The 21044-nt window shown below is 55.6% G+C and carries 16 protein-coding genes, 2 tRNA genes and 2 pseudogenes; 7 read left to right on the plus strand and 13 right to left on the minus strand.

Annotation, left to right across the window (positions count from 1 at the left end; translation table 11 throughout):
* Positions 1 to 91: 91 nt before the first annotated feature.
* On the minus strand, positions 92 to 2779 hold the full coding sequence (locus BWI76_RS18500) for a cation-transporting P-type ATPase (RefSeq protein WP_004136560.1): 2688 nt from the start codon (positions 2777 to 2779) through the stop codon (positions 92 to 94).
* 50 nt (positions 2780 to 2829) lie between these two features.
* Positions 2830 to 3261 (minus strand): universal stress protein, encoded by a 432-nt coding sequence (locus tag BWI76_RS18505; RefSeq protein WP_004136558.1) that lies wholly within the window; start codon positions 3259 to 3261, stop codon positions 2830 to 2832.
* 533 nt (positions 3262 to 3794) lie between these two features.
* On the opposite strand from BWI76_RS18505, the gene BWI76_RS18510 reads away from it, so the two are divergent.
* The 3 genes from BWI76_RS18510 to BWI76_RS18520 are packed head-to-tail and all read left to right on the plus strand — an operon-like array spanning position 3795 to position 8904.
* Positions 3795 to 4880, plus strand: coding sequence for an efflux RND transporter periplasmic adaptor subunit (locus BWI76_RS18510; protein ID WP_049089257.1), 1086 nt, complete (start codon positions 3795 to 3797; stop codon positions 4878 to 4880).
* Positions 4880 to 7942 (plus strand): efflux RND transporter permease subunit, encoded by a 3063-nt coding sequence (locus tag BWI76_RS18515; protein ID WP_064371578.1) that lies wholly within the window; start codon positions 4880 to 4882, stop codon positions 7940 to 7942. The genes BWI76_RS18510 and BWI76_RS18515 overlap by 1 nt, the downstream gene beginning before the upstream one ends.
* Positions 7943 to 7980: 38 nt before the next feature.
* Positions 7981 to 8904 (plus strand): acyltransferase, encoded by a 924-nt coding sequence (locus BWI76_RS18520; RefSeq protein ID WP_170960578.1) that lies wholly within the window; start codon positions 7981 to 7983, stop codon positions 8902 to 8904.
* A 106-nt stretch (positions 8905 to 9010) separates the two neighbouring features.
* Here BWI76_RS18520 and pagP read toward each other — a convergent pair whose 3' ends face one another.
* On the minus strand, positions 9011 to 9586 hold the full coding sequence (gene pagP / locus BWI76_RS18525) for a lipid IV(A) palmitoyltransferase PagP (RefSeq protein ID WP_004136552.1): 576 nt from the start codon (positions 9584 to 9586) through the stop codon (positions 9011 to 9013).
* Between the two features lie 227 nt (positions 9587 to 9813).
* On the opposite strand from pagP, the gene BWI76_RS18530 reads away from it, so the two are divergent.
* Positions 9814 to 10746: a nucleoside recognition domain-containing protein gene (locus BWI76_RS18530; protein WP_004136550.1), complete on the plus strand. Its 933-nt coding sequence runs from the start codon at positions 9814 to 9816 to the stop codon at positions 10744 to 10746.
* Here BWI76_RS18530 and BWI76_RS18535 read toward each other — a convergent pair.
* Positions 10738 to 12279 (minus strand): alpha/beta hydrolase, encoded by a 1542-nt coding sequence (locus tag BWI76_RS18535; protein WP_049089252.1) that lies wholly within the window; start codon positions 12277 to 12279, stop codon positions 10738 to 10740. The two genes, BWI76_RS18530 and BWI76_RS18535, sit on opposite strands and share 9 nt — an antisense overlap.
* A 170-nt stretch (positions 12280 to 12449) precedes the next feature.
* Between BWI76_RS18535 and BWI76_RS18540 the strand changes: the two genes are divergently transcribed.
* Both BWI76_RS18540 and BWI76_RS18545 read left to right on the plus strand, forming a co-directional pair.
* A complete protein-coding gene (locus tag BWI76_RS18540) occupies positions 12450 to 12707 on the plus strand; it encodes a signal transduction protein PmrD (protein WP_004136545.1) in 258 nt (85 codons plus the stop codon).
* A gap of 132 nt (positions 12708 to 12839) precedes the next feature.
* On the plus strand, positions 12840 to 14294 hold the full coding sequence (locus tag BWI76_RS18545; protein WP_049089250.1) for an AMP nucleosidase: 1455 nt from the start codon (positions 12840 to 12842) through the stop codon (positions 14292 to 14294).
* Between the two features lie 827 nt (positions 14295 to 15121).
* Here BWI76_RS18545 and BWI76_RS18550 read toward each other — a convergent pair.
* The 3 genes from BWI76_RS18550 to BWI76_RS28790 all read right to left on the minus strand — a co-directional run bounded on the left by BWI76_RS18550 (position 15122) and on the right by BWI76_RS28790 (position 16967).
* Positions 15122 to 15197: transfer RNA gene (locus BWI76_RS18550), tRNA-Asn, on the minus strand.
* 124 nt (positions 15198 to 15321) lie between these two features.
* Positions 15322 to 16779 carry an EmmdR/YeeO family multidrug/toxin efflux MATE transporter gene (locus BWI76_RS18555; RefSeq protein WP_004136541.1) on the minus strand — a complete coding sequence of 486 codons (1458 nt, stop codon included), beginning with the start codon at positions 16777 to 16779 and terminating at the stop codon, positions 15322 to 15324.
* Between the two features lie 8 nt (positions 16780 to 16787).
* Entirely contained in the window at positions 16788 to 16967 is a 180-nt protein-coding gene (locus tag BWI76_RS28790) for a DUF5951 family protein (RefSeq protein WP_219192691.1), read from the minus strand.
* Positions 16968 to 16973: 6 nt separating this feature from the next.
* Between BWI76_RS28790 and BWI76_RS18560 the strand changes: the two genes are divergently transcribed.
* Positions 16974 to 17049 (plus strand) — tRNA-Asn (locus tag BWI76_RS18560).
* A gap of 53 nt (positions 17050 to 17102) precedes the next feature.
* On the opposite strand, the pseudogene BWI76_RS18565 reads toward BWI76_RS18560, so the two are convergent.
* From BWI76_RS18565 to BWI76_RS18590, 6 genes and pseudogenes are all read right to left on the minus strand, one after another.
* Positions 17103 to 17436: pseudogene (locus tag BWI76_RS18565) on the minus strand (type II toxin-antitoxin system PemK/MazF family toxin).
* A pseudogene (locus tag BWI76_RS18570) lies at positions 17437 to 17640 on the minus strand (hypothetical protein); the annotation flags it as partial.
* Between the two features lie 193 nt (positions 17641 to 17833).
* The gene (locus BWI76_RS18575) at positions 17834 to 18136 is read right to left on the minus strand and encodes a helix-turn-helix domain-containing protein (protein WP_004132739.1); all 303 of its coding nucleotides are present in this window, start codon (positions 18134 to 18136) and stop codon (positions 17834 to 17836) included.
* A gap of 4 nt (positions 18137 to 18140) precedes the next feature.
* Positions 18141 to 18494 (minus strand): type II toxin-antitoxin system RelE/ParE family toxin, encoded by a 354-nt coding sequence (locus BWI76_RS18580; protein ID WP_004132737.1) that lies wholly within the window; start codon positions 18492 to 18494, stop codon positions 18141 to 18143.
* Positions 18495 to 18877: 383 nt separating this feature from the next.
* Entirely contained in the window at positions 18878 to 20296 is a 1419-nt protein-coding gene (locus BWI76_RS18585; protein WP_004132735.1) for a heavy metal sensor histidine kinase, read from the minus strand.
* On the minus strand, positions 20296 to 20964 hold the full coding sequence (locus BWI76_RS18590; RefSeq protein ID WP_004132733.1) for a heavy metal response regulator transcription factor: 669 nt from the start codon (positions 20962 to 20964) through the stop codon (positions 20296 to 20298). Before BWI76_RS18590 ends, BWI76_RS18585 begins: the two co-directional genes overlap by 1 nt.
* Positions 20965 to 21044: the final 80 nt, after the last annotated feature.

Consider the following 21044-nt stretch of genomic DNA (forward strand, 5'->3'; position numbering starts at 1 on the left):
TCCCTGGGCGGCGCGTTGCACCTGTCCGGCTATCCAATCATCATCGTACGGGTAGCCAGGAGAGGTGCGCAGCAGCGCCTCCGGGTGAGGTTCAGGCCGTGCGCCATCTCCGGGTCAGCGGTTTCTCAACCTCTACAATAAGGAACATGACAAAACCGATAATAAAGGTGATCACCCAGTAGCGGAACGGCAGCGCTTCGGTACCAAACAGCATCTGCATAAACGGCGCGTAGATAATCAGCAGCTGCAGCACCAGCAGCACCCCGCTGACAATCCAGATCCCGCGGTTCGCCAGCAGCCCTTTACTCAATGAGAAGCCATCCGCAACCCGGCAGTTAAGCATATAGAACCACTGGGCGGTGACCAGCGTCTGCAACAGCACCGTGCGAATAAACTCAGGCGAATAGCCGCGCGGCTGCAGCCAGGCCTCAAGCACAAAGGCGCTAACGGCAATCATCGAACCGACAAAAATCACCCGCCAGATAGCAAAGCCGTCCATTACGTGCAGCTTAGGATCGCGCGGCGGACGGCGCATGATGTTCTTCTCACCGGCTTCAAACGCCAGGCCAAACGACAGCGTGGCGGAGGTCGCCATGTTCATCCACAGGATCAGCACCGGCGTCAGCGGTATTAAATTCCCCGCCAGCAGCGCGATAATAATTAACAGCCCCTGCGCCAGGTTAGTCGGCATGATAAACAGGATGGTTTTCTTCAGGTTATCGTAGACCCGGCGCCCTTCTCTGACGGCGCTGGCAATGGTGGCGAAGTTATCATCGGTGAGCACCATATCAGCGGCCTCCTTGGTCACTTCGGTACCCTTAATCCCCATGGCGATCCCGACATCGGCCTGCTTCAGCGCCGGGGCGTCGTTCACGCCATCGCCGGTCATCCCGACCACCTCTTTCCTGCTTTGCAGCGCCTGGACCAGGCGGAATTTATCTTCCGGGCTGGTACGCGCGAAAATATCAAATTTCTGCGCCGCTTCGCTAAGTTGAATATCGTCCATCACCTCCAGCTCGCGCCCGGTAATGGCGTTTTCCGCATTGCCGATCCCCAGCATCTTGCCGATACTCATGGCGGTTTGCGGGTGGTCGCCGGTGATCATCTTCACGCGGATCCCGGCCTGCAGGCAGTCGCCGATCGCCGTAATCGCCTCCGGTCGCGGCGGATCCATCATCCCGGCGATCCCCAGCAGAATGACGCCCTGCTGCAAATCCTGATGGCCAAGCTCCGTTTGCCCGTCGGCTGCCGGTTTCCACGCCGCCGCCACCATCCGCAGCCCTTCCCGCGCGTACTCTTCGATTTTCGCTTCCCAGTAAGGCTGGTCGAGCGGCTCCAGGCCATGATCGGTTTGCTGATGCTGGCACAGGCGAAACAGGACATCGGGCGCGCCGGTAATCAAAATCATCTCTTCATCGCCGATGCGGTACAGCGTCGACATATATTTGTACTGTGAATCGAAAGGTATTTTACTGCGCAGCTCGGTGTTGACCGCCGGGAGCGGGACTTTCGCCGCCAGCACCTTCAGCGCCCCTTCGGTCGGGCCGCCGGTAATTTTCCACAGCCCGCTTTCATCTTTGATAAGCTGGCTGTCATTACACAGGTCGATGGTGCGCAGATAGCGTTCCAGCAGCGTGCCCGGCGCAACGGTTATCGGGGCGGGTTCATCGATCGGATGAATATTCCCTACCGGCTCGTAGCTGTCGCCTTCTACCCGATAAACCTTATCGGCGGTGATAACGGCCTTGACCGTCATCTCGTTCATGGTCAGCGTCCCGGTTTTATCCGAGCAGATCACCGTCATCGCGCCGAGGGTTTCCACGGTCGGCAGCTTGCGGATAATCGCCTTCTGCCGGGCCATGGTTTGTACGCCGAGCGAGAGGATAATCGAGATAATCGCCGGTAGCCCTTCCGGCACCGACGCCACCGCGAGGCTAATCAACGACAGCATCAGTTCAGAAACCGGCATATCGCGGAACAGCAGGCTGAAGACAAATAGCGCGGCCATCATCACCAGAATGATGATAAAGATGGCTTTACCGAGCTTATCCATCTGCACCAGCAGCGGCGTACGGTGCTTTTCGATATCCGACATCATCTGGTTAATGTGGCCCAGCTCGGTATCGCCGCCGGTCGCCACCACCAGGCCTTTTCCGCCGCCCGAACTCACCGTAGTGCCGGAAAACAGCAGGTTCGTCCGATCGCCAAGCGGCAGTTCACCGCTGAGCGCCTCGGTGCTTTTCTCCACCACCGTCGATTCACCGGTCAGAATCGCCTCTTCCACCCGCAGATTATGCGCTTCGATCACCCGCAGGTCGGCGGGAATACGATCGCCTGCGCGGATCACCACAATATCGCCGGGAACCAGAGCGGTGGTCGGAATCGTTTCATGATTACCCTGACGAATCACCACTGCCTCGCTGGAGAGCATATTGCGAATGCTCTGGAGCGATTTTTCCGCGTTGCTCTCCTGGATATGGCCGATCAGCGCGTTAATCACCGCCACGCCCAGAATTACCAGGGTATCTACCCAGTGGCCCATGACCGCCGTCAGCAGCGCCGCCGCCAGCAGGACGTAAATCAACACATCATTAAAATGCGCCAGAAAGCGCAGCCACGCCGGCTTTCCGGCTTTTTGTGGCAGCGCATTTTCACCATATTGCTGCAAGCGCGCCGATGCCTCGGCGCCGCTGATGCCTTCCGGGGTGCTGTTGGTGCTGGTCAGCGTTTCTTCTACGGAGAGCTGATAAAACGGGCCGCCCGGTTTTTCTGTACTCATAGTTATCTCCTCACTCCTGTAACGGAAATCAGGACAGCCTCAGGCCACCCTCAACGCACCACAAAAACCGGAACATGGGCATAACGAACAATACCTGCCGCCTCCGACCCCAGCAGATGGGTCTGAATATTGGGATTGCGCGAACCGACGATCACCACATCCGCCTTCAGCTCATCGGCCAGTTTGGTTACTTCATCGCGAATGTTGCCGCTGCGTATGTGAATCTGGATTTCGTTTTCCGCCAGCGAGAGTTTTTTACTGAGCTCGTCCAGCTTTTCTTTAGATGTATTAACCAGATAGTCTTCCATTTTCCGTGCATCGGAAATAAAACCGCGCGTCAGCACCGGGGAAAAAGCGGGAATGACGTGCAGGAGATGAATCTTTCCGGCAGAGCTTTGCGCAAGGAATCGGGCATGGGATAAGGCCTTGTCGGCAAGACCGATTTCAAACACATCAACCGGCACGAGGATATTTTTATACATAGAGACAATCCTTTTATTACCTATAAAAAAAGGTGGTGAAAACAGCCCAGGCAATGGTGCTGAGGAAGCAATCTCAAGAACAAAATCTGTTAGACGCGTGGCTATAATTAAACGTAGCACACCACGGTTAACATTATTAAGCAGCCAATTAATATATTGAAAAATATCACAGAGCCAGGCACAGCCAGACAATTCGACTACAAACCCGGTAAAATCGTCGACATCGCCATAATTTTTGCTCTTTTTAACATTTCCGTTTTACTACGACTATCCTCATTATCAGTGGCTTGCTCGCTTTCTGGCGCCCCACAACAATTATTAAGATAAGAATTTACTTAGCCAGCTATTTAAGCTAAAGGAGGAACGATGTTCGGTTACAGTCTGTTTCGCCTGAGCCTGTTTATTGCCCTGGCAATAATCGCCTGTACGGCTACCGGGTTAATTACCTATTTCGTTGTCTCGGCACTCGCTGAATAAAATCAGCGATTGTGAACAATATGTAAAACATAGCCTTTAACTCCGAGGGGAATACAGTGAATCGTTATTTTTCTCTCATTCCGCTTGTTATTTTAATAACAACGGCTTGCGATCGGAAAGCACCTCAAATTACCCCGCTGCCGCGGATGGTCAAAGTCGCCGAGGTGGTTGCCATCGGTGATTCACAGCAGCGCGTATTCCCCGCCCGCATTGAGTCCGGGGATTCCACCGATTTATCTTTTAAACGCGGCGGGCAAATTGAATCGCTTGATGTACGTCAGGGGGCCGCTATTACTCAGGGGCAGCCCCTTGCCCGCCTCAGCGCACGGGAAGCGCAGCAGCGCGTGAATGAACGGCAGACTGCCGCCACCCTCGCCCAGCGGCAGTTCGATCGTTTCCAGACGCTGGCCGGTCGCCAGGCGATTTCAAAGGCGGAAATGGATATCCAGCGGGCCAACCGCGACGCGGCCAACGCCGCGCTGAAAATCGCCCGCGAAGAGCTGTCGCAAATGACGTTGACCGCCCCGTTCAGCGGCGTTGCCGCTTACGTCCCGGTACGTAACCATCAGGTGGTTGCCGCCGGGCAGCCGATTGTGACCCTGACGCGAACCGATCTGCTCGACGTGGTGTTTAGCGTTCCGGAAAATCTCTTTACCGCGCTCGATATTCGCAACGCGCAGTATCGTCCGGTCGTCAAAATTAACGCCATGCCGGACCGCCAGTTTACCGCCGAATATAAAGAGCACACCGGCAGCAGCGACAGCAGCACGCTCACCTGGCAAATCATCCTGACCATGCCGCGACCGGCCGACTTTCCAGCGGTGGGAGGCGTGAGCGGAACGGTGACAATCAACCTGGCGAACCTGCCCGCCAGCGCCGGTAAAAATGCGGTGGTGGTGCCGGTCGAAGCGGTGTTTAACCCGGATAATCGCCCGCGCAATGACCCCCACGTCTGGGTCGTTCAGGGCAGCGGCGACCAGCTTAAGCTGGAAGAGAGACAAGTCGGCGTTGGTCAGGTCACCTCTCAGGGCGTGGTGATCACCGAAGGGCTCAGCGTCGGCGAGCGTGTAGTGGCGGCAGGCGTCAGCGAATTGCATGCGCAACAGCCGGTTCGTATCTGGACGCGTGAACGAGGTTTGTAATGGATATCTCCCGCCAGTTTATTAACAACCCGATCCGCGTCTGGCTGACTATTTTGCTGCTGGGCATCGGGGGGATCTTCGCCCTGCTGAATATTGGCCGTCTGGAAGACCCGGCGTTTACCATCAAAACCGCCGTGGTGATCACCCATTATCCCGGCGCGTCGGCACAGCAGGTTGAAGAAGAAGTCACCCTGCCGCTCGAAAACGCGCTGCAGCAGCTGCCGTATCTTGACAACGTCAGTTCGATCTCCTCCAACGGCCTGTCGCAAATCACCGTCAATATCGCCTCGCACTACCACTCCAGCGAGCTGCCGCAAATCTGGGATGAACTGCGCCGTCGGGTGGGCGACGCCGCCCGTCAATTTCCTCCCGGCGTCGCCTCCCCGTTTGTAAATGATGATTTTGGCGATGTCTTTGGCTTCTTCTTTGCTATCTCCGGCGATAGCTTTACCAATCCTGAACTGGTTCGCTACGCCGAGCAGCTGCGCCGCGAACTGGTGCTGGTTCCCGGCGTCGGCAAAGTCGCCATCGGCGGGGCGATCCCTCAGCAAATCAACATCGATATCTCGCTGGCGAAAATGGCCGCCCGCGGCATCACGCTCACCCAGTTGGCGGCTATCCTCAGCCGGTTGAATGTGGTATCTAACGCCGGCGAGATTAAATCCGGCAGCGAGTCGATCCGCCTGCACCCGACGGGGGAATTCGCCAACCTCGATGAGCTCGGCGACCTGTTAATCAGCCCGCACGGTTCGGGAACGGCGACGCGGCTGCGCGATATCGCCACGCTATCGCGCGGGCTGAGCGAAACGCCCGCCAGCATCTACCATGCCAACGGCCGCCAGGCAGTCACCATGGGGGTATCGTTTATTCCCGGGGTTAACGTGATTGATGTTGGCCGCGCGCTGGAGAGCAAGCTGGAGCAGATGTCGGCGGAAAAACCGGCCGGGATCAGCATTGACCTGTTCTACGATCAGGCGGCGGAAGTCGCCCACTCGGTCAACGGTTTTATCACTAACTTCCTGATGGCGCTGGCGATTGTCGTTGGGGTCCTGCTGATCTTTATGGGCGTGCGCAGCGGCATTATTATCGCCCTGTCGCTGGCGCTCAACGTGCTCGGCACGCTGCTGATCATGTATTTGTGGGGCATCGAGCTGCAGCGCATTTCGCTGGGGGCGCTGATTATCGCCCTCAGTATGCTGGTCGATAACGCCATCGTCATCGTCGAAGGGGTGCTGATCGCCCGCCAGCAGGGGTCTACGCTGCTTACGGCGATAAATTATGTGATCCGCCGTTCGGCGCTGCCGCTGCTGGGGGCCACGGTAATTGCCATTCTCGCCTTTGCGCCGATTGGCCTGTCGCAGGACTCGACCGGAGAATACTGTAAATCGCTGTTCCAGGTGCTGCTGATTTCGCTCATGCTGAGCTGGTTCTCGGCGCTGACCATTACCCCGGTGCTGATTAAATGGTGGCTATTTAAAAATCAATCGCAGCCGGTAGCGCAGGCCAACGCCAACCCGTACGGCGGGCGCTTTTACCGCCTGTATCAGCAGGCTCTGCAAGCCCTTCTGCTGCGCAAAACCCTCACCCTGACCATCATGGCGGCGCTATTGGCCGCCGCTATCTGGGGGTTCGGATCGGTGCGGCAAAACTTTTTCCCCTCGTCAAATACGCCGATTTTCTTTGTCGATCTCTGGCTCCCGTACGGTACCGATATCGCGACCACCGAAAAGATGACCAGCGATATTGAGACCACCATTAACGGCCAGCCCGGGGTGGTCACCACCGTGGCCACCGTCGGTCAGGGCAGCATGCGGTTTATCCTCACCTACAGCGGTCAGCGGCAGTACAGCAACTATGCGCAGATCATGGTGCGTATGGACGACCAGCGCAATATTAACGCGCTGACGCAGCATGTTGATCGCTATATTGCGCGCAACTACCCGCAGGTCAACGCCAGCACGAAACGCGTGATGTTCGGCCCTTCCGGCGACAGCGCCATTGAGGTGCGGATTAAAGGTCCGGACCCCGACCGCCTGCGCCTGCTCGCCAGCCAGGTTGGCGATATTCTCTCCGCAGATCCGGCTACCGATGGCGTGCGGAACGACTGGCAAAACCGCAGCAAAGTTATCCGCCCGCAGTACTCCACCGCGCTTGGCCGCGAGCTGGGGGTAGATAAACAGGATATTGATAACGCGCTTGAGATGAACTTCTCCGGCAGCCGCGCGGGCTTGTACCGCGAGGGAGCCGACCTGCTGCCGGTGGTCGTCCGCCCCCCGGCCGCTGAGCGCCAGGACGCGAATCACCTGAATAACGTGCTGGTCTGGAGCCAGAGCCGCCAGCAGTATATTCCGCTCAGTAACGTGGTAAGCGGCTTTCACCTCGAATGGGAAGATCCGCTAATCCTGCGCCGCGACCGCAGCCGCGTGCTGACGGTGCAGACCGATCCCGATCCGCTGAGCAACCAGACGTCGGGGGATATCCTGTCCCGCGTGAAGCCGCAGATTGATGCGATCGCATTGCCGCACGGCTACAGCATCGAGTGGGGCGGCGATGCGGAGAACTCCAGCGAGGCGCAGCAGGGTCTGTTCACTACCCTGCCGCTGGGCTACCTGGTGATGTTTGTGATTACCGTGCTGATGTTCAGTTCGCTGAAAAACGCGGTGGCTATCTGGCTGACCGTACCGCTGGCGCTGATTGGCGTAACGCCAGGCTTCTTGCTTACCGGCATCCCCTTTGGCTTTATGGCGTTAATCGGCTTGCTGAGCCTGAGCGGCATGCTGATCCGTAACGGCATCGTGCTGGTAGAAGAGATTGAACAGCAGAAGCAGGAGAAAGGACAACAGGAGGCCATTATCTATGCCGCCACGTCGCGTCTGCGCCCGATCCTGCTGACGGCGTTTACCACCGTGCTCGGCCTGGCGCCGCTATTACTGGACGTTTTCTTCCAGAGCATGGCGGTTGTTATCATGTTTGGTCTGGGTTTTGCTACTATTCTGACGCTGCTGGTTCTGCCGGTAATCTACGCCTGTTTCCACAATAAGGACATGAAGCGACAACCATGAATAGTACCGGGTTAAATATTATTAAAACGCTGGGATGCATGACGGCGGTGACTTTTTTCACCATTTATAACACCTGGGATAGCTATGATTATGACTATCACTGGATCCTCGGGTTTTTGACGTTTATTTCGACTATCGCCACGCCGCTGTTTTTTGTGGTGGCGGGCTATCTGGATTCGCAGTCTCGCCACGATTCACAATGGCAGTTGGGCAAAATCAAGAGCGTGGTGATCGTCTTTCTATTCTGGATGACGGTGTACTATCTCTGGGAGCCCTACCAGCGCGGCTATCTTATCCAGCCATGGTTTGTGTTTGCGTTTATCGTCATTTACACCTTTCACCCGGTTATCGAGTGGCTCAGCCAAAGGCGCGCAGCGTTCTTTGCCACGGTGTTCTCCCTGCTGCTTCTCTCGTATGGTTACGATCTTCTCTCCGCGCTGTATCCTGATATTCATGCGCTAAGCCTGGCGCCGCAGTACCGCCTGTGGACCTGGCTGCTATTTTATCTGACCGGTCAGCTGTTCAGCGACCCGCTGGTCGCCGACTGGCTCAGGCGTGAAAAAGTGGTCAAAGGCGCGATGATCGCCATTCCGTTTATTTATCTTTTCACCTGGTTTTACGAGCGGCATTTCTTTTTCGCCCTGTTTAAGGCCGACAGAAATGCGTTCATTCTGACCGGTTCACAAATTTATATTCTGGTGGTTGCGCTGGTTATTGCAGCCAACGGCGTGCGTTTTCGTAAAAACAGCGAGTTTAAAGAGACCCTTCTCGCCACCATTAGCAAAACGATGACCGGCGTTTATATTCTCCACTACTCGGTTTTTCACCTGCTCACCGCATTTATCCCGATTAACTCGCTGGGGACAAAGTTAATGCTGATTGTCCTCACGTTTATTACTTCGGTGCTGATTTCGATGCTGGCGCTGTCCAATTCGCTAATCAAAAAAGTGATTACGATTTGACGATCTGTGATTCCTGGCCGCGTGGACGCCGCCTTACCGGGCCCGGGGAAAGGATTCAGGTTCTCTTTGTCGGTCGGGTAAGGCGCCAGCCGCCGCCCGCGCATGGCTAAAAACCGTAGCGTAGCCACGCGAACAGCACGTTACCGTTGTTATAGGTGCCGGGAATATAGGTGAACTGCACGCTCAGACGACGATAGCTGGCGGAGAAAAGCGGCAAAATAATCGGCAGCGGCACGTAGTTGGCGAAGTCATCGCGGGCGGTGATGCCGGCGGTGACGCCAAGGCCAAGGCGAAAATCGCGGCGACTATCAAGATACCAGCCCTTCTCCCAGCCGTAGCCGATAATCGGCTGCCACTCGTTGTGCGAATCCTTGAACAGCATGGCATAGAGCGAACTCCAGTTCCCCTCCTGGTTATATCTGGACACGCCAAATCCTCCGCCCCACGGCATTTCATTATAGTTATCGGTCTTTTCTTTATCGTACATAAAGCGGTTGTGCCAGCTGAGAAACGGCAGATAAAGATCGTAGTTTTGCGGCTCATTCCAGGTCTGCGAGACATCGTTTTTTAGCCAGTTCCACCAGCCGCTGACGCGCTGCTCGCCGTATATTTTAGTTTCAGCCTGTACTGAAAAGGCGAAAATAAACACAATTCCCCACGCTACCCGCAGACAACGTTGCATAGTTTTATCCTTAAAGAAAGTCGCCCGGTGTTCATTCAGTTTGGGAACAAAAAACAGGCTTTGCAAATATCGGCAGACAAATTTTCTGCACCGGCCAGGGGCTAATTGCAAGTCCAGTTAAGCGCCCATTTCAGGACAGTGAGAACCGCCACGGCGATTTCAATTCCTTGCCGCTGGTATTATGATGGCGCTAATTATCCTTTCTGTCCGTAGTGATTGAGAAATAGATGGACTTCATCAGCATTATTATGTCGGCGGGGAAAACGTCCGTCGATGTGGCGCTTTATACGCTGTTGCCAATCATGGTCGTCATGCTCATCGTGATGAAATATCTCGAGGTACGCGGGGTACTGGACGTTATCGTTCGCTGGCTCGCCCCGCTGCTTAAGCCGTTCGGCTTAACCGGGATGAGCGCGTTTGCCCTGATTCAGATGAATTTTGTCAGCTTCGCCGCCCCGCTGGCGACCCTCGCGATTATGGATAAACGCGGCGCTTCGGACCGGCAGATGGCCGCCACGCTGGCGATGCTTTTCGCCATGGGCCAAGGCAACGTGTTTTATCCGTTAACGCCCTTCGGCCTGCACTGGCTGGCCTCTATCGTTATCTCGATTGTCGGCGGACTGTGCGCCGCCGCGGTCACCTGGCATATCACCGGCCGCAGGCTGTCAATGGTTGAAAACGCGCGGGCCGAAGCGCTGCCTGAGGCCGAACAAAATAGCCAGGGGATTATCGCCGTTATCAACAGCGCCGGCGCCGACGCCATTCGCCTGGCCCTCGGCGCGGTGCCCATGCTGATCCTGTCGCTGGCTATCGTCGGTTTTATGCAGGCGGCGGGCCTGATTGAGATGCTCCAGCGCCTGCTGATGCCGCTGCTGCTGTGGCTGAATATCCCGGTTAACTTCGTGCTGCCGGCGCTGGTCAAATGCGTGGCCGGCGGTACGGCCTACTTCGGCGTGGTCTCCGAGCTCGTTCAGCAGGGTAAAGTAACCGTAAGCCAGATCAACGCCTCGGCAGGCCTGTTGGTGCAGACCTTCGACCTCCCCGGCATCGGCATCTTTCTGGGCGTCAGCTCGCGCTTCGTACGCCTGTTCCGCTTCGCCGCGACCGGCGCAATCGCCGGGATCGCCATCCGTACCGTGATGCACCTTACGCTATTCTGACGCCGCCGACTCAGGACGGAGACAGGCAGCGATATCAGCCCGATCGCTACAGGCGATATGATGGTTAATTCTCACCATCATCCACGGGAAAAACGGGTTGGACGTGACGCGCATCAGCGTATCCAGCCCGACGCTCAGCGTAGCGGTTTCTCCGCGCAACGAGATCGTCCCGATGCTGATCCCGTAGCGATTTTTCTCCGCCGGTTCCCGGCCATAGAGCGAATCGCTCAGCGGGAACGGCACCGCCACGTGCGACAGGGAGTACATATCCTGCGGCCAGGCGATATGCAGCGGCGTCACGGTTTCGCTTCGCGTTCCAGCAAGCGTGGTGCGGGCTACCGTCTCATAGGTGTCGGGCGCGGCGTTGGTAATCACCGTGGTGCCGTAGGGCCGCGGCGCCGGCGGCAATAACGTATTGACCGCCGAATAGAGCGACGGGCGGAATAGCGCGCGCAAATTCGCCGCCTGGTTAATATCGAAAATCACCAGTTCGCTACCGTTATCCGGCAGATAGCGATAGAGCGAATCCACCACCGCCCGGGTGCTGACCGTGGAATCCATCACCGACTGGAAAGTTAACACCGGCGCCAGTTCAGAAAGCCGCTTACTCTGTGCTTCCTGCACGATTTGCTGCTGCAGCGCCTGCGACAATAGCCACGACTGCCTTGCCGCCTTCACCGGGAACGAATTGTATTTATAGGGGTTAAATTCCGGCACGATGTTCAGCCACGCCGCGCGGGCGAAGGCCGGAAACACAGAGGGTAAACCGGCCAGCCCGGCGAAACGGGCAAATGCGGTCACGCCAATCATCGGCGACAGCAGGATGACCTGCTGCGGCCGGCGCAGCGATTTATCCTCAAGGCTATCGAGGGCGTACTTCAGCGCCAGCGCCCCGCCGTTGGAGTAACCAACCACGTGCAGCGGCGCGTCATCCCCCGCCAGCCGCGTCGCTTCGCGCACCGCAAGCCGGGTTGTCGCTATCCACTCTTCGCGATCCACCCCGGTGAGCGCGCCGGGGGCGGTCCCATGTCCGGGCAGCCGCGGCGCGACGGCGACAAATCCCTGCTGCTGATAGCGCTGCGCCAGATAATGCACGCTGTAGGGCGAATCCGTCAGGCCGTGGAGCAGCACCGCCGCGCCGCGCGGTTTGCCCTGCGGCAGCAGAATAAAGGAGCGGTTCCAGTCGGGATGAAACTTATCCGGATAGACCAGGCTTTGCGCGTAAAAGCGGTTAATGGCCGTTTTTTCATCGTCGCTCAGCGTGTCGGTAATTTTGCTTTTCATATCGCGAAAGATCGCCGCTTCCCGCGTCTGGTATTCAGCAAAAGTGGCGTGGTCAATCTCGCTGGCGGTCATTTCATTCGCCGTCCAGGTATGCCAGCGGTGCAGCGCCGGGCCGCGCTGCGACTCGTAAATACGGCCAATAAAAAAGACGATCACGACCACCAGCAGCCCAATAATGGCTTTTTTCACCACCGAGACCATTCTTAAGCCCGACTTATTCAGCAGGCGGGTAAAACGCATCATTGCCATATTTCTGTCCGAATTATCTCTTTAGCTGCGAGGGCGTGGGTAATACTCAAAGCGGATCCGATCCTGCGATTCACTTATTAAACATAGACTAAACCAACCGCCTGTTCTTATTGTCAGATGAGAAGCAAACATGAATTATCGCCGGAGTGTAACAGGTCAGGAATAAACAAATGGAATGGTGGATTAAGAAAATACACGAGAACTCGACGTCTACACCTACCCACGCGGTTCTGCAAAGCGGCCAGTTAACGATCATTGCCGAACTCACGCCCTGCGGCCGACGTTTACAGGAAGGCGATAAGCTCACGCCGTTGGCTAACGCGTTGTACTGCATCAACGGCGATAAGTCGATCACGATTAAAGTGCTCAACGCTACGCATTTTAGCGCTGAACGCTGGGGCGCCATCGTGAATATCACCGCGCATTAAGCGACGTACCCTGGCATCAACCGGTTCTAATCTCAGTACTTTCTCAACTCAGCGGGTGAAATTATCCTACGCCTGGTTCAGCCTGTGACATACTAAGCAAAACGTCAGCAGAGCAGAAACAAGGAGTAAGTCATGAACCAGAAAGCCGCCAGGCTGACCCCAGAACAGGCGCTTAGGCAACTCGAAGCGCTCTATGAAAAATCGGTCAATGCACTGCGTAAAGCCATCGGCGACTATATTCACCATAATATCCTCCCCGAGAATAGCGCCCGTGCGGAAGGGCTGTTCGTTTACCCGCAGCTGTCGGTATCGTGGGACGGAGCGGAACATAAAGCGTTAAAAACCCGGGCCTGGGGTCGTTTTACCCATAGCGGTTGCTATACCACCACTATCACTAACCCTAAACTGTTTCGCGCCTATCTGCTGGAACAGCTCACCATGCTGTATCAGGATTACGATGCCGCGATTACCGTCGGGCTATCGCAGCATGAGATCCCCTATCCGTACGTCATTGATGGCTCAGAGCTTACGCTCGATCGTTCAATGAGCGCCGGCCTGACGCGTTTTTTCCCCACCACCGAGCTGTCGCAAATTGGCGATGAAACCGCCGATGGTCTGTTTCATTCGACGGAATACTATCCGCTTTCGCACTTCGACGCCCGCCGCGTCGATTTCTCGCTGGCGCGCCTGCGTCACTATACCGGCACGCCGGTTGATCATTTCCAGCCGTATATGCTTTTTACCAACTACACCCGCTACGTCGATGAGTTCGTGCGCTGGGGCTGTAGCCAAATTCTCGATCCCGAGAGTCCCTATATCGCCCTCTCCTGCGCGGGCGGGATCTGGATAACGGCGGACACGGAGGCGCCGGAAGAGGCGATTTCCGATCTGGCGTGGAAAAAGCACCAGATGCCCGCCTGGCACCTGATCACCAAAGACGGCCAGGGGATCACGCTGATTAATATTGGCGTCGGTCCGGCGAATGCCAAAAATATCTGCGACCATCTGGCGGTGCTGCGTCCGGACGTCTGGCTGATGATTGGCCACTGCGGCGGCCTGCGTGAAAGCCAGAATATCGGCGACTACGTGCTGGCCCACGCCTATCTGCGCGACGACCATGTGCTGGATGCGGTGCTGCCGCCGGATATCCCGATTCCGAGCATTGCCGAAGTTCAGCGCGCGCTCTACGACGCCACGAAGCAGGTCAGCGGCATGCCCGGTGAAGAAGTGAAACAGCGGCTGCGTACCGGAACGGTGGTCACCACCGACGATCGTAACTGGGAGCTGCGCTACTCGGCCTCGGCGCTGCGTTTTAACCTCAGCCGCGCGGTGGCTATCGATATGGAAAGCGCGACCATTGCCGCCCAGGGCTATCGCTTCCGCGTCCCCTACGGCACCCTGCTGTGCGTCTCCGATAAACCGCTGCACGGCGAAATTAAGCTGCCGGGCCAGGCGAACCGCTTCTATGAAGGGGCTATCTCCGAACATTTGCAGATTGGTATCCGGGCGATTGACCTGTTGCGCGCCGAAGGCGACCACATGCATTCGCGCAAGCTGAGAACCTTCAACGAACCGCCGTTCCGCTAAGCGCTGATATCATACGCGCAGAATAAACTCAGTCCGGGTGGCGTGAAATATTTATGCCCTCCGGACTAAGCGTTAGCGAAGGAGAGTCGTTCGGCCAGAGAGCCAATAACCACTCTCCTGCCGTAATACAATAAAGTGTTTATTTTCTTTAATGGTAAAAATTCCTCCGAAAATGGCCATACCGCCTATCCGAGAAATATTATTGCTAAACTGCCGAGATTAAAAAAATAACTGCATCGATTAAAAAAACACACTGTTAACATATTAACAACATTTGTCACATGATCATAAAACGTCCCACTGTGGCTTGATTAACACTTGAATGGGGTCTCGTAACCTATTAAATTAATTACATAAATTCACAAGCAACCAAAAAGCGGTACAAGATAGACAGTGCCATTGAGAGATCAAAATAATCAAAGAGTTACCTATGGGCGTTACTCTCCCCCTGGAATCATCCTTTAATAGCGACAGGTTATTTGCAACAAATATCTTGTTACTACATTACCAGAGTTAAATTGCGCATGTCGACGGTAAGCAACCATGGATATGCTTATCTATCGCGATCAGCAATGGACTATTTTCGTAAAAGTAGGGAAGACAGCTTTATGAAATTAACCATAGGGAATATCCGCCTGTTTATTTTATTAGCAACGTTTTTTTTCTGGACAGTCGCGATCGGGCTAATTTCCCTAATTGTATCCTGGTTTTAAAAACCTGATGGTACGCAGGGTATGTTCTTCTGTGCCCCGACGTTGCCGCCATCGTGTCTATGGAATAGAAAGCAAAAAGCCCGCTTAAGTTTCCTTAAGCGGGCTTCTTAAATTTGGCTCCTCTGACTGGACTCGAACCAGTGACATACGGATTAACAGTCCGCCGTTCTACCGACTGAACTACAGAGGAATCGTGTGAACGGGGCGCATATTATCGATGGCGCCCCACCTTGTCAAAGGCTGTTTTCACATTTCAAACCGTTTGCCGAATAATTCTCCACTTTGGGCGAAAAGTCCCGCTTCGCTCTGTGAGATTAGCTCTCTTTGGCCGGCGCACTGGTCTCTTCCCTCTGCGCTTTCGTTCGCGGATACTTCCATAGCCAGCGCCCGCTGACCATTCGGCAGTAAAACAGAACGCCGCGCACCGCCCAGTCAAGCACCATCCCGAGCCAAACGCCGATAACCCCCATCCCCAGTACAATCCCCAGCGTATAGCCCGCCACCACGCGGCAGCCCCACATGCCAAGCATTGAGACCCACATGGTGTAGCGCACGTCACGCGCCCCTTTAAAGGCGCACGGCAGCGTCCAGGCCATCGCCCAGATCGGCATAAAGAAGGCGTTCAGCCACAGCAGCTCTTTTACCACCACTTTGACATCTTCTTCACTGGTATAGAACGAGGCGATCAGACCGGCAAGCGGCGCGGTTCCCCAGGCAATCACCGTCAAAATGATGGTCGACAGCCAGAAGACATGCCACGCCTGACGCTCTGCCTGGCCGATCTGCCCTTTTCCGAGACGTCGGCCGGTGATAATGGTCGATGCTGAACCGAGGGCGTTCCCCGGCAGGTTGATCAGCGCGGCAACCGAGAAGGCGATAAAGTTGCCGGCAATCACGTTAGTGCCCATCCCAGCGACAAACATTTGCGTCAGCAGCTTGCCGCCGTTGAACAAGACCGATTCAATGCTGGCGGGAATACCGATACCCATCACTTCCCAGATAATGGCGAAGTTAAACGGCTTAAAATAGCTCTTCAGCGAAATGCGCAGCGCCGGGTTAAAACCGATCATTAGCACCCAAATCGTGGCCACCGCGCCAATGTAGCGGGCAATTGTCAATCCAAGACCGGCGCCGACGAACCCCATACCGGGCCACGAGAAAATGCCGTAAATCAGGATGCTGCTGATGATAATGTTGAGGATATTCATCCCGCCGTTGATCAACAGCGGGATTTTAGTGGTTCCGGCGCCGCGTAGCGCACCGCTGCCGATCAGGGCGATTGCCGCCGCCGGGTAGCTCAATACCGTCAGTTCAAGGTAGGTGAGCGCCAGGCCTTTCACCTCTTCTGTCGCATCGCCGGCGACAAAATTGATAATTTCCGCCCCAAAAGCATGGATAACGGCTGCGAGAATAATCGAAAACAGGGTCATTATCGCCAGCGACTGGCGCGCTGCCGCCCTTGCCCGCCGCCGGTCACGTTTGCCCAGGCTAAACGCCACCACCACGGTCGTACCGAGGTCGATGGCGGCAAAAAAGGACATAATCACCATGTTGAAGCTATCGGCCAGGCCAACGCCCGCCATGGCCTCTTTACCGAGCCAGCTAACCAAAAAAGTACTCAACACGCCCATCAGCAGTACGCAGGCGTTTTCCAGCAAAATCGGGACCGCAAGCGGGCTGATTTCACGCCAGTAAAGGACGCGATAGCTCTTGCGTTTTTTAAACCAGGACGTGCGTTCGACGGACTGGCGTAAGGCGGCGGTGACGTTCAAGGGAGACCTTAGTGAGAAAAGTTGAAACTACATTTCAAATGATGATAGAGAAAAGCTAATCCTGCAAAGCATTTTTCCCGATAAATTGTCGATAATGGCGACAATTTGTTGATGGATGCGCCAGTTGAGCAACGGACGGCGAATAGATGTTTGACAAAAGTTTTTTCGCCGCTAAGATACGACTCCACAACGATTCCTCTGTAGTTCAGTCGGTAGAACGGCGGACTGTTAATCCGTATGTCACTGGTTCGAGTCCAGTCAGAGGAGCCAAATTTGAAAAGCCTGCTTTTGAAGCAGGCTTTTTGCTTTTCTGCATCCTGGCGTTAACTCAAAATAGCATCCAGCCTGGCAAGCACTTCATTTACCATAGCGTCTGGTATGCTTTCCAGCCGCATGCCATTCCGGGCAGCCATATCAATGGTTCTGGGCTGGTCGCAGCGAATAACGCCAATCGTTTTTGTCCCTGCCCCTGCCAGTGAAACTGGTGAAACCTGCCGTGCGAGCAAAGTTTCCACCGCTGGTGATGGGAACAACAACGGGTAGCCGGGTCAGCTTGTTAAACGATGCCTTCGATACGATAAGCACGGGACGTTTTCCGCTTTGCTCGTAGCCTACAATCGGATCCAGTGAAACGAGCCAGATTTCTCCTCTGTCCATTTACAGGATCTCCTTGCCCACCGCAGGCGCATCAATCCATTCCCGATCCTCTTCGCTCATTTCGGCGTGCGGATCGCACTGCGCCAGCAGTTCCTCAAGCGAATAATGGGGCCGTTTCTGGGGTTCAATAATCAGGCAGCCATTATTAATGGTCATGCCGACTTCGCTGTCCGTCGACAGTTCCAGCGTTTTCAGAACGGCGGGAGCTTAGTGCGTAACAAAGAAGGCCGATAATAGAAAACTGTTTTGGTGGTTCAAAGAATTACCGCGGATTGGATAAACGAAATGCGGTGCAGCTTCCGTATCCGGGCTGCGCCGGAGGGGCATCAGCAAAAGCGTGAAGGCCACCTTGTCGAGCTTTTCATGCTGACCGTTCCGCTGCTCAACCGCTCACGGTTTACAGTTCAAATCCGTAGTGAGAACCATCCGGCAACTCAACATCAAGACGTAGCTTGCCGCCGGTGGCTTCAACGTAGCGTTTAAGCGTGGAAAGCTTCAGGTCACGGCCTGGTTTTTCCATGCCTGCAACGGTAGGTTGCCTGATGCCCAGCGCCTGCGCCATCTCGACCTGCGTTTTCTGTACTTTCTCACGCAGTTCTGCAAGGTGAATGTTGAGCAGGATGTCCGCCGCCATAGCCCGGGCGTCAGCCACGACTTCCGGTTTTTCATCCGCCATCAGCTGTTCCAACGTTCTGCCCATCGCGTTACTCCTTCTCTTTGAATGTCTTCAGCCAGTTCGTGAATTCCCGCTCAGCAACAGGGAGCATCTCATCGTAAAAACGTTTTTCATTGCCAACCTTATTACCGGCACAAAGCACAATGCCGGTACGGGCCGGGTCAAAAGCGAAAAATGCCCGTATCGGCTCGCCCCGGCTCTGAATACGCAACTCTTTCATGTTGCTGTAGCGGGAGCCTCTCAGCGTATCGGCATTAGGTCTGGACAAACCCGGCCCCTTTTCTCGCAGGACCAACAACGCTGCAAGCACGCTGGCCCTATCGGTATCGTTGAACGAGGTAAACCAGCGCTCAAACGTATCCGTTGTTTTAATCATCCACACGGGACCTCCAAATCAATATAGGTCAAATGCTATATAGGTGTAAACCTATAAAATTGATTATGGAGAGATGGGACACGAGATTCATGCGTCGTTACTGCAAAGCTGAAGACGCATTCGGCTATTTCAGTGAATAACATGCAAGGGATTCACCGTTTTACGACCTGTCCCGAAAAAGCCGTTCAGGTATTGGCACAGTGCATGCTGAGCTGTCGCGCGTCACTGGCGTTCTCTCGGTCTCCCGCCTGCAACTCAGAGAGTCTCGACAACCCTAATTTCGGGATGTAGCTTTTCAATCAGCCCGTTAATGGCAAAGGCGCTCCCAGTCAGAGGAGCTATATTTAAGAAGCCCGCTTATGGAAACTAAGCGGGATTTTTGTTTACCGCTACGCTGAGCGTTTCGGGAAAATCAGGCTGAAAACGATTTGCGCGCCCGGCTGCTGCGACAGGCACTGAGCGCGAGCCTCACCGCCGTGCAGAGTCATAATTGCGCGTACGATCGACAATCCCAGCCCGCTGGCATGGCTACTGCGCGCGGCGTCTGCGCGATAGAAACGCTCAAACAGCTTTTCCAGATGTACCTGCGCGATCGGCGGGCCCTGATTAATCACCTGGATGACCTGTCGGTTTTCTTCCATGCCGGCTCGTAAGATGATTTGGCTCGCTTCATCGGCATAGCGAACCGCGTTGGCCACCAGATTGCTTAACGCCCTCTGGAACAGCATCGCATCGGCCCACAGCTGCCCTTCGCCTTCGCAAATCAGCTGAATATCGCGCTCCTCCGCCAGCCCCTCGAAATAATCCGCGACACGCTGTAGCTCCTGAGCAATATCCAGTTCCCGGCAGTTCAGCACCGACTGCGCATGGCTGGCGCGCGCCAGAAACAGAATATTTTCCACCATGCGTGAAATGCGTTCCAACTCCTCCATGTTGCTGGAGAGCAACGTTTCATACTCCTCCACGCTGCGAGGCTGATACAGCGCCACCTGACACTGGCCCATTAGCGCCCCTATCGGTGTGCGGATCTCGTGGGCCAGATCGGCGGAAAACCGCGTCAGGCGCTGATAGCCTTCGTTGAGCCTGTCGAGCATGGCGTTGAAGGAGACAATCAGCTGCTGCAGTTCCTGCGGCGCGTCCTGTTCGCTCAGGCGAGTCGCCAGCGTACTGGGCGTGATGATCGCCGCCTCTGCGGCCATACGCCTTAATGGCCGCAGCTCGCGACGCATCACCCAGTAGCCCAGCAGCGCAATCGCCAGAAAGGCCACCGCCACCGCCGCGATGACGCGCCACAGGTAGCGCGCCAGCATTTTCTGTTCATTTACCATCACATGCGCGACAGAAATTTGCAGTACCCTGCCATCTTCCAGCGTCACCAGCCCCGACGCCACACGCAGCGGAACCCCCTGCCCGGTCATTCCGCTCTGTACCTCATTCAGGCGCTGCGGACGATCCGCCGGCGTCGGCGTCACCGACGGTAATTGAACCCTGGCAGGATTCACATTAATTAACGGCGCCTGTCCCGGAATACGAAAGATTAAAACGTCCTGCTCGTTGCCCAACATGTTTTCGAACATCGCAGTGTTCGCCACCAGCCGCTCCAGCGGAAAGCGTTTACTGAGTACGTTTCGGTAATATTCTATGCGCCCGGTCACCTGCAGATCGCTACGGTGAATCATCTCCTGACGCATGGCGTGATATAAGTATCCGCCAGCGGCGCTGACCACCAGCGCTGCAACCAGGGCAAACAGAACGGCGCTTCGCAACGTCAGCGATGTCGCCTGCCAACGGCGAGCCAGCACGTTCATCAACGAACCTCGCAAACGTAGCCGATGCCGCGGACGGTATGAATAAGTTTGATATCGAACGGCCGGTCGATTTTGGCGCGCAGGCGTTTGATCGCCACATCCACCACGTTGGTGTCGCTGTCGAAATTCATATCCCATACCTGCGAGGCGATCATGGTGCGCGACAGCACCTCTCCTTCACGCCGGACCAGCAGATGCAGCAGCATAAACTCTTTGTTGGTCAGCGGTATCACGGTGTCCTGACGGGTGGCTCTGCGCCGCAGCACATCAATATGCAGGTCGGCAATTTCATAGCGATCGGATTCCCGTACGGTTCCGCGGCGCAACAGCGTACGCAACCTGAGCACCAGTTCGGTAAAGGAGAAAGGTTTGACCAGGTAATCGTCCGCCCCCAGCTCCAGGCCATGAATACGGTCCTGCACCTCGTCGCGGGCGGTAAGAAACAGTATCGGCACATCGCTTTTCTTGCGTAAAACATCAATAATCTGCCAGCCGTCAAGCCCGGGCAGCATGACGTCGAGCACTATCGCATCGTAACCATACTCCAGCGCCCGAAATAAGCCGTCGGTACCGTCGCGCGCCAAGTCAACGCCGTATCCGGCCTCCGTTAACCCCTTTTTCAGGTAATTACCGGTCCCGATATCATCTTCCACCACTAATATGCGCATGCTTACCACCTCTTCACGTCTGCGGACAGATTAACAGTTTCTGCGCCGCGGCTTGATGACATTAATGTCATCAAACGGAC

Source organism: Klebsiella sp. M5al (assembly GCF_002090195.1).
Classification (GTDB): domain Bacteria; phylum Pseudomonadota; class Gammaproteobacteria; order Enterobacterales; family Enterobacteriaceae; genus Klebsiella; species Klebsiella grimontii.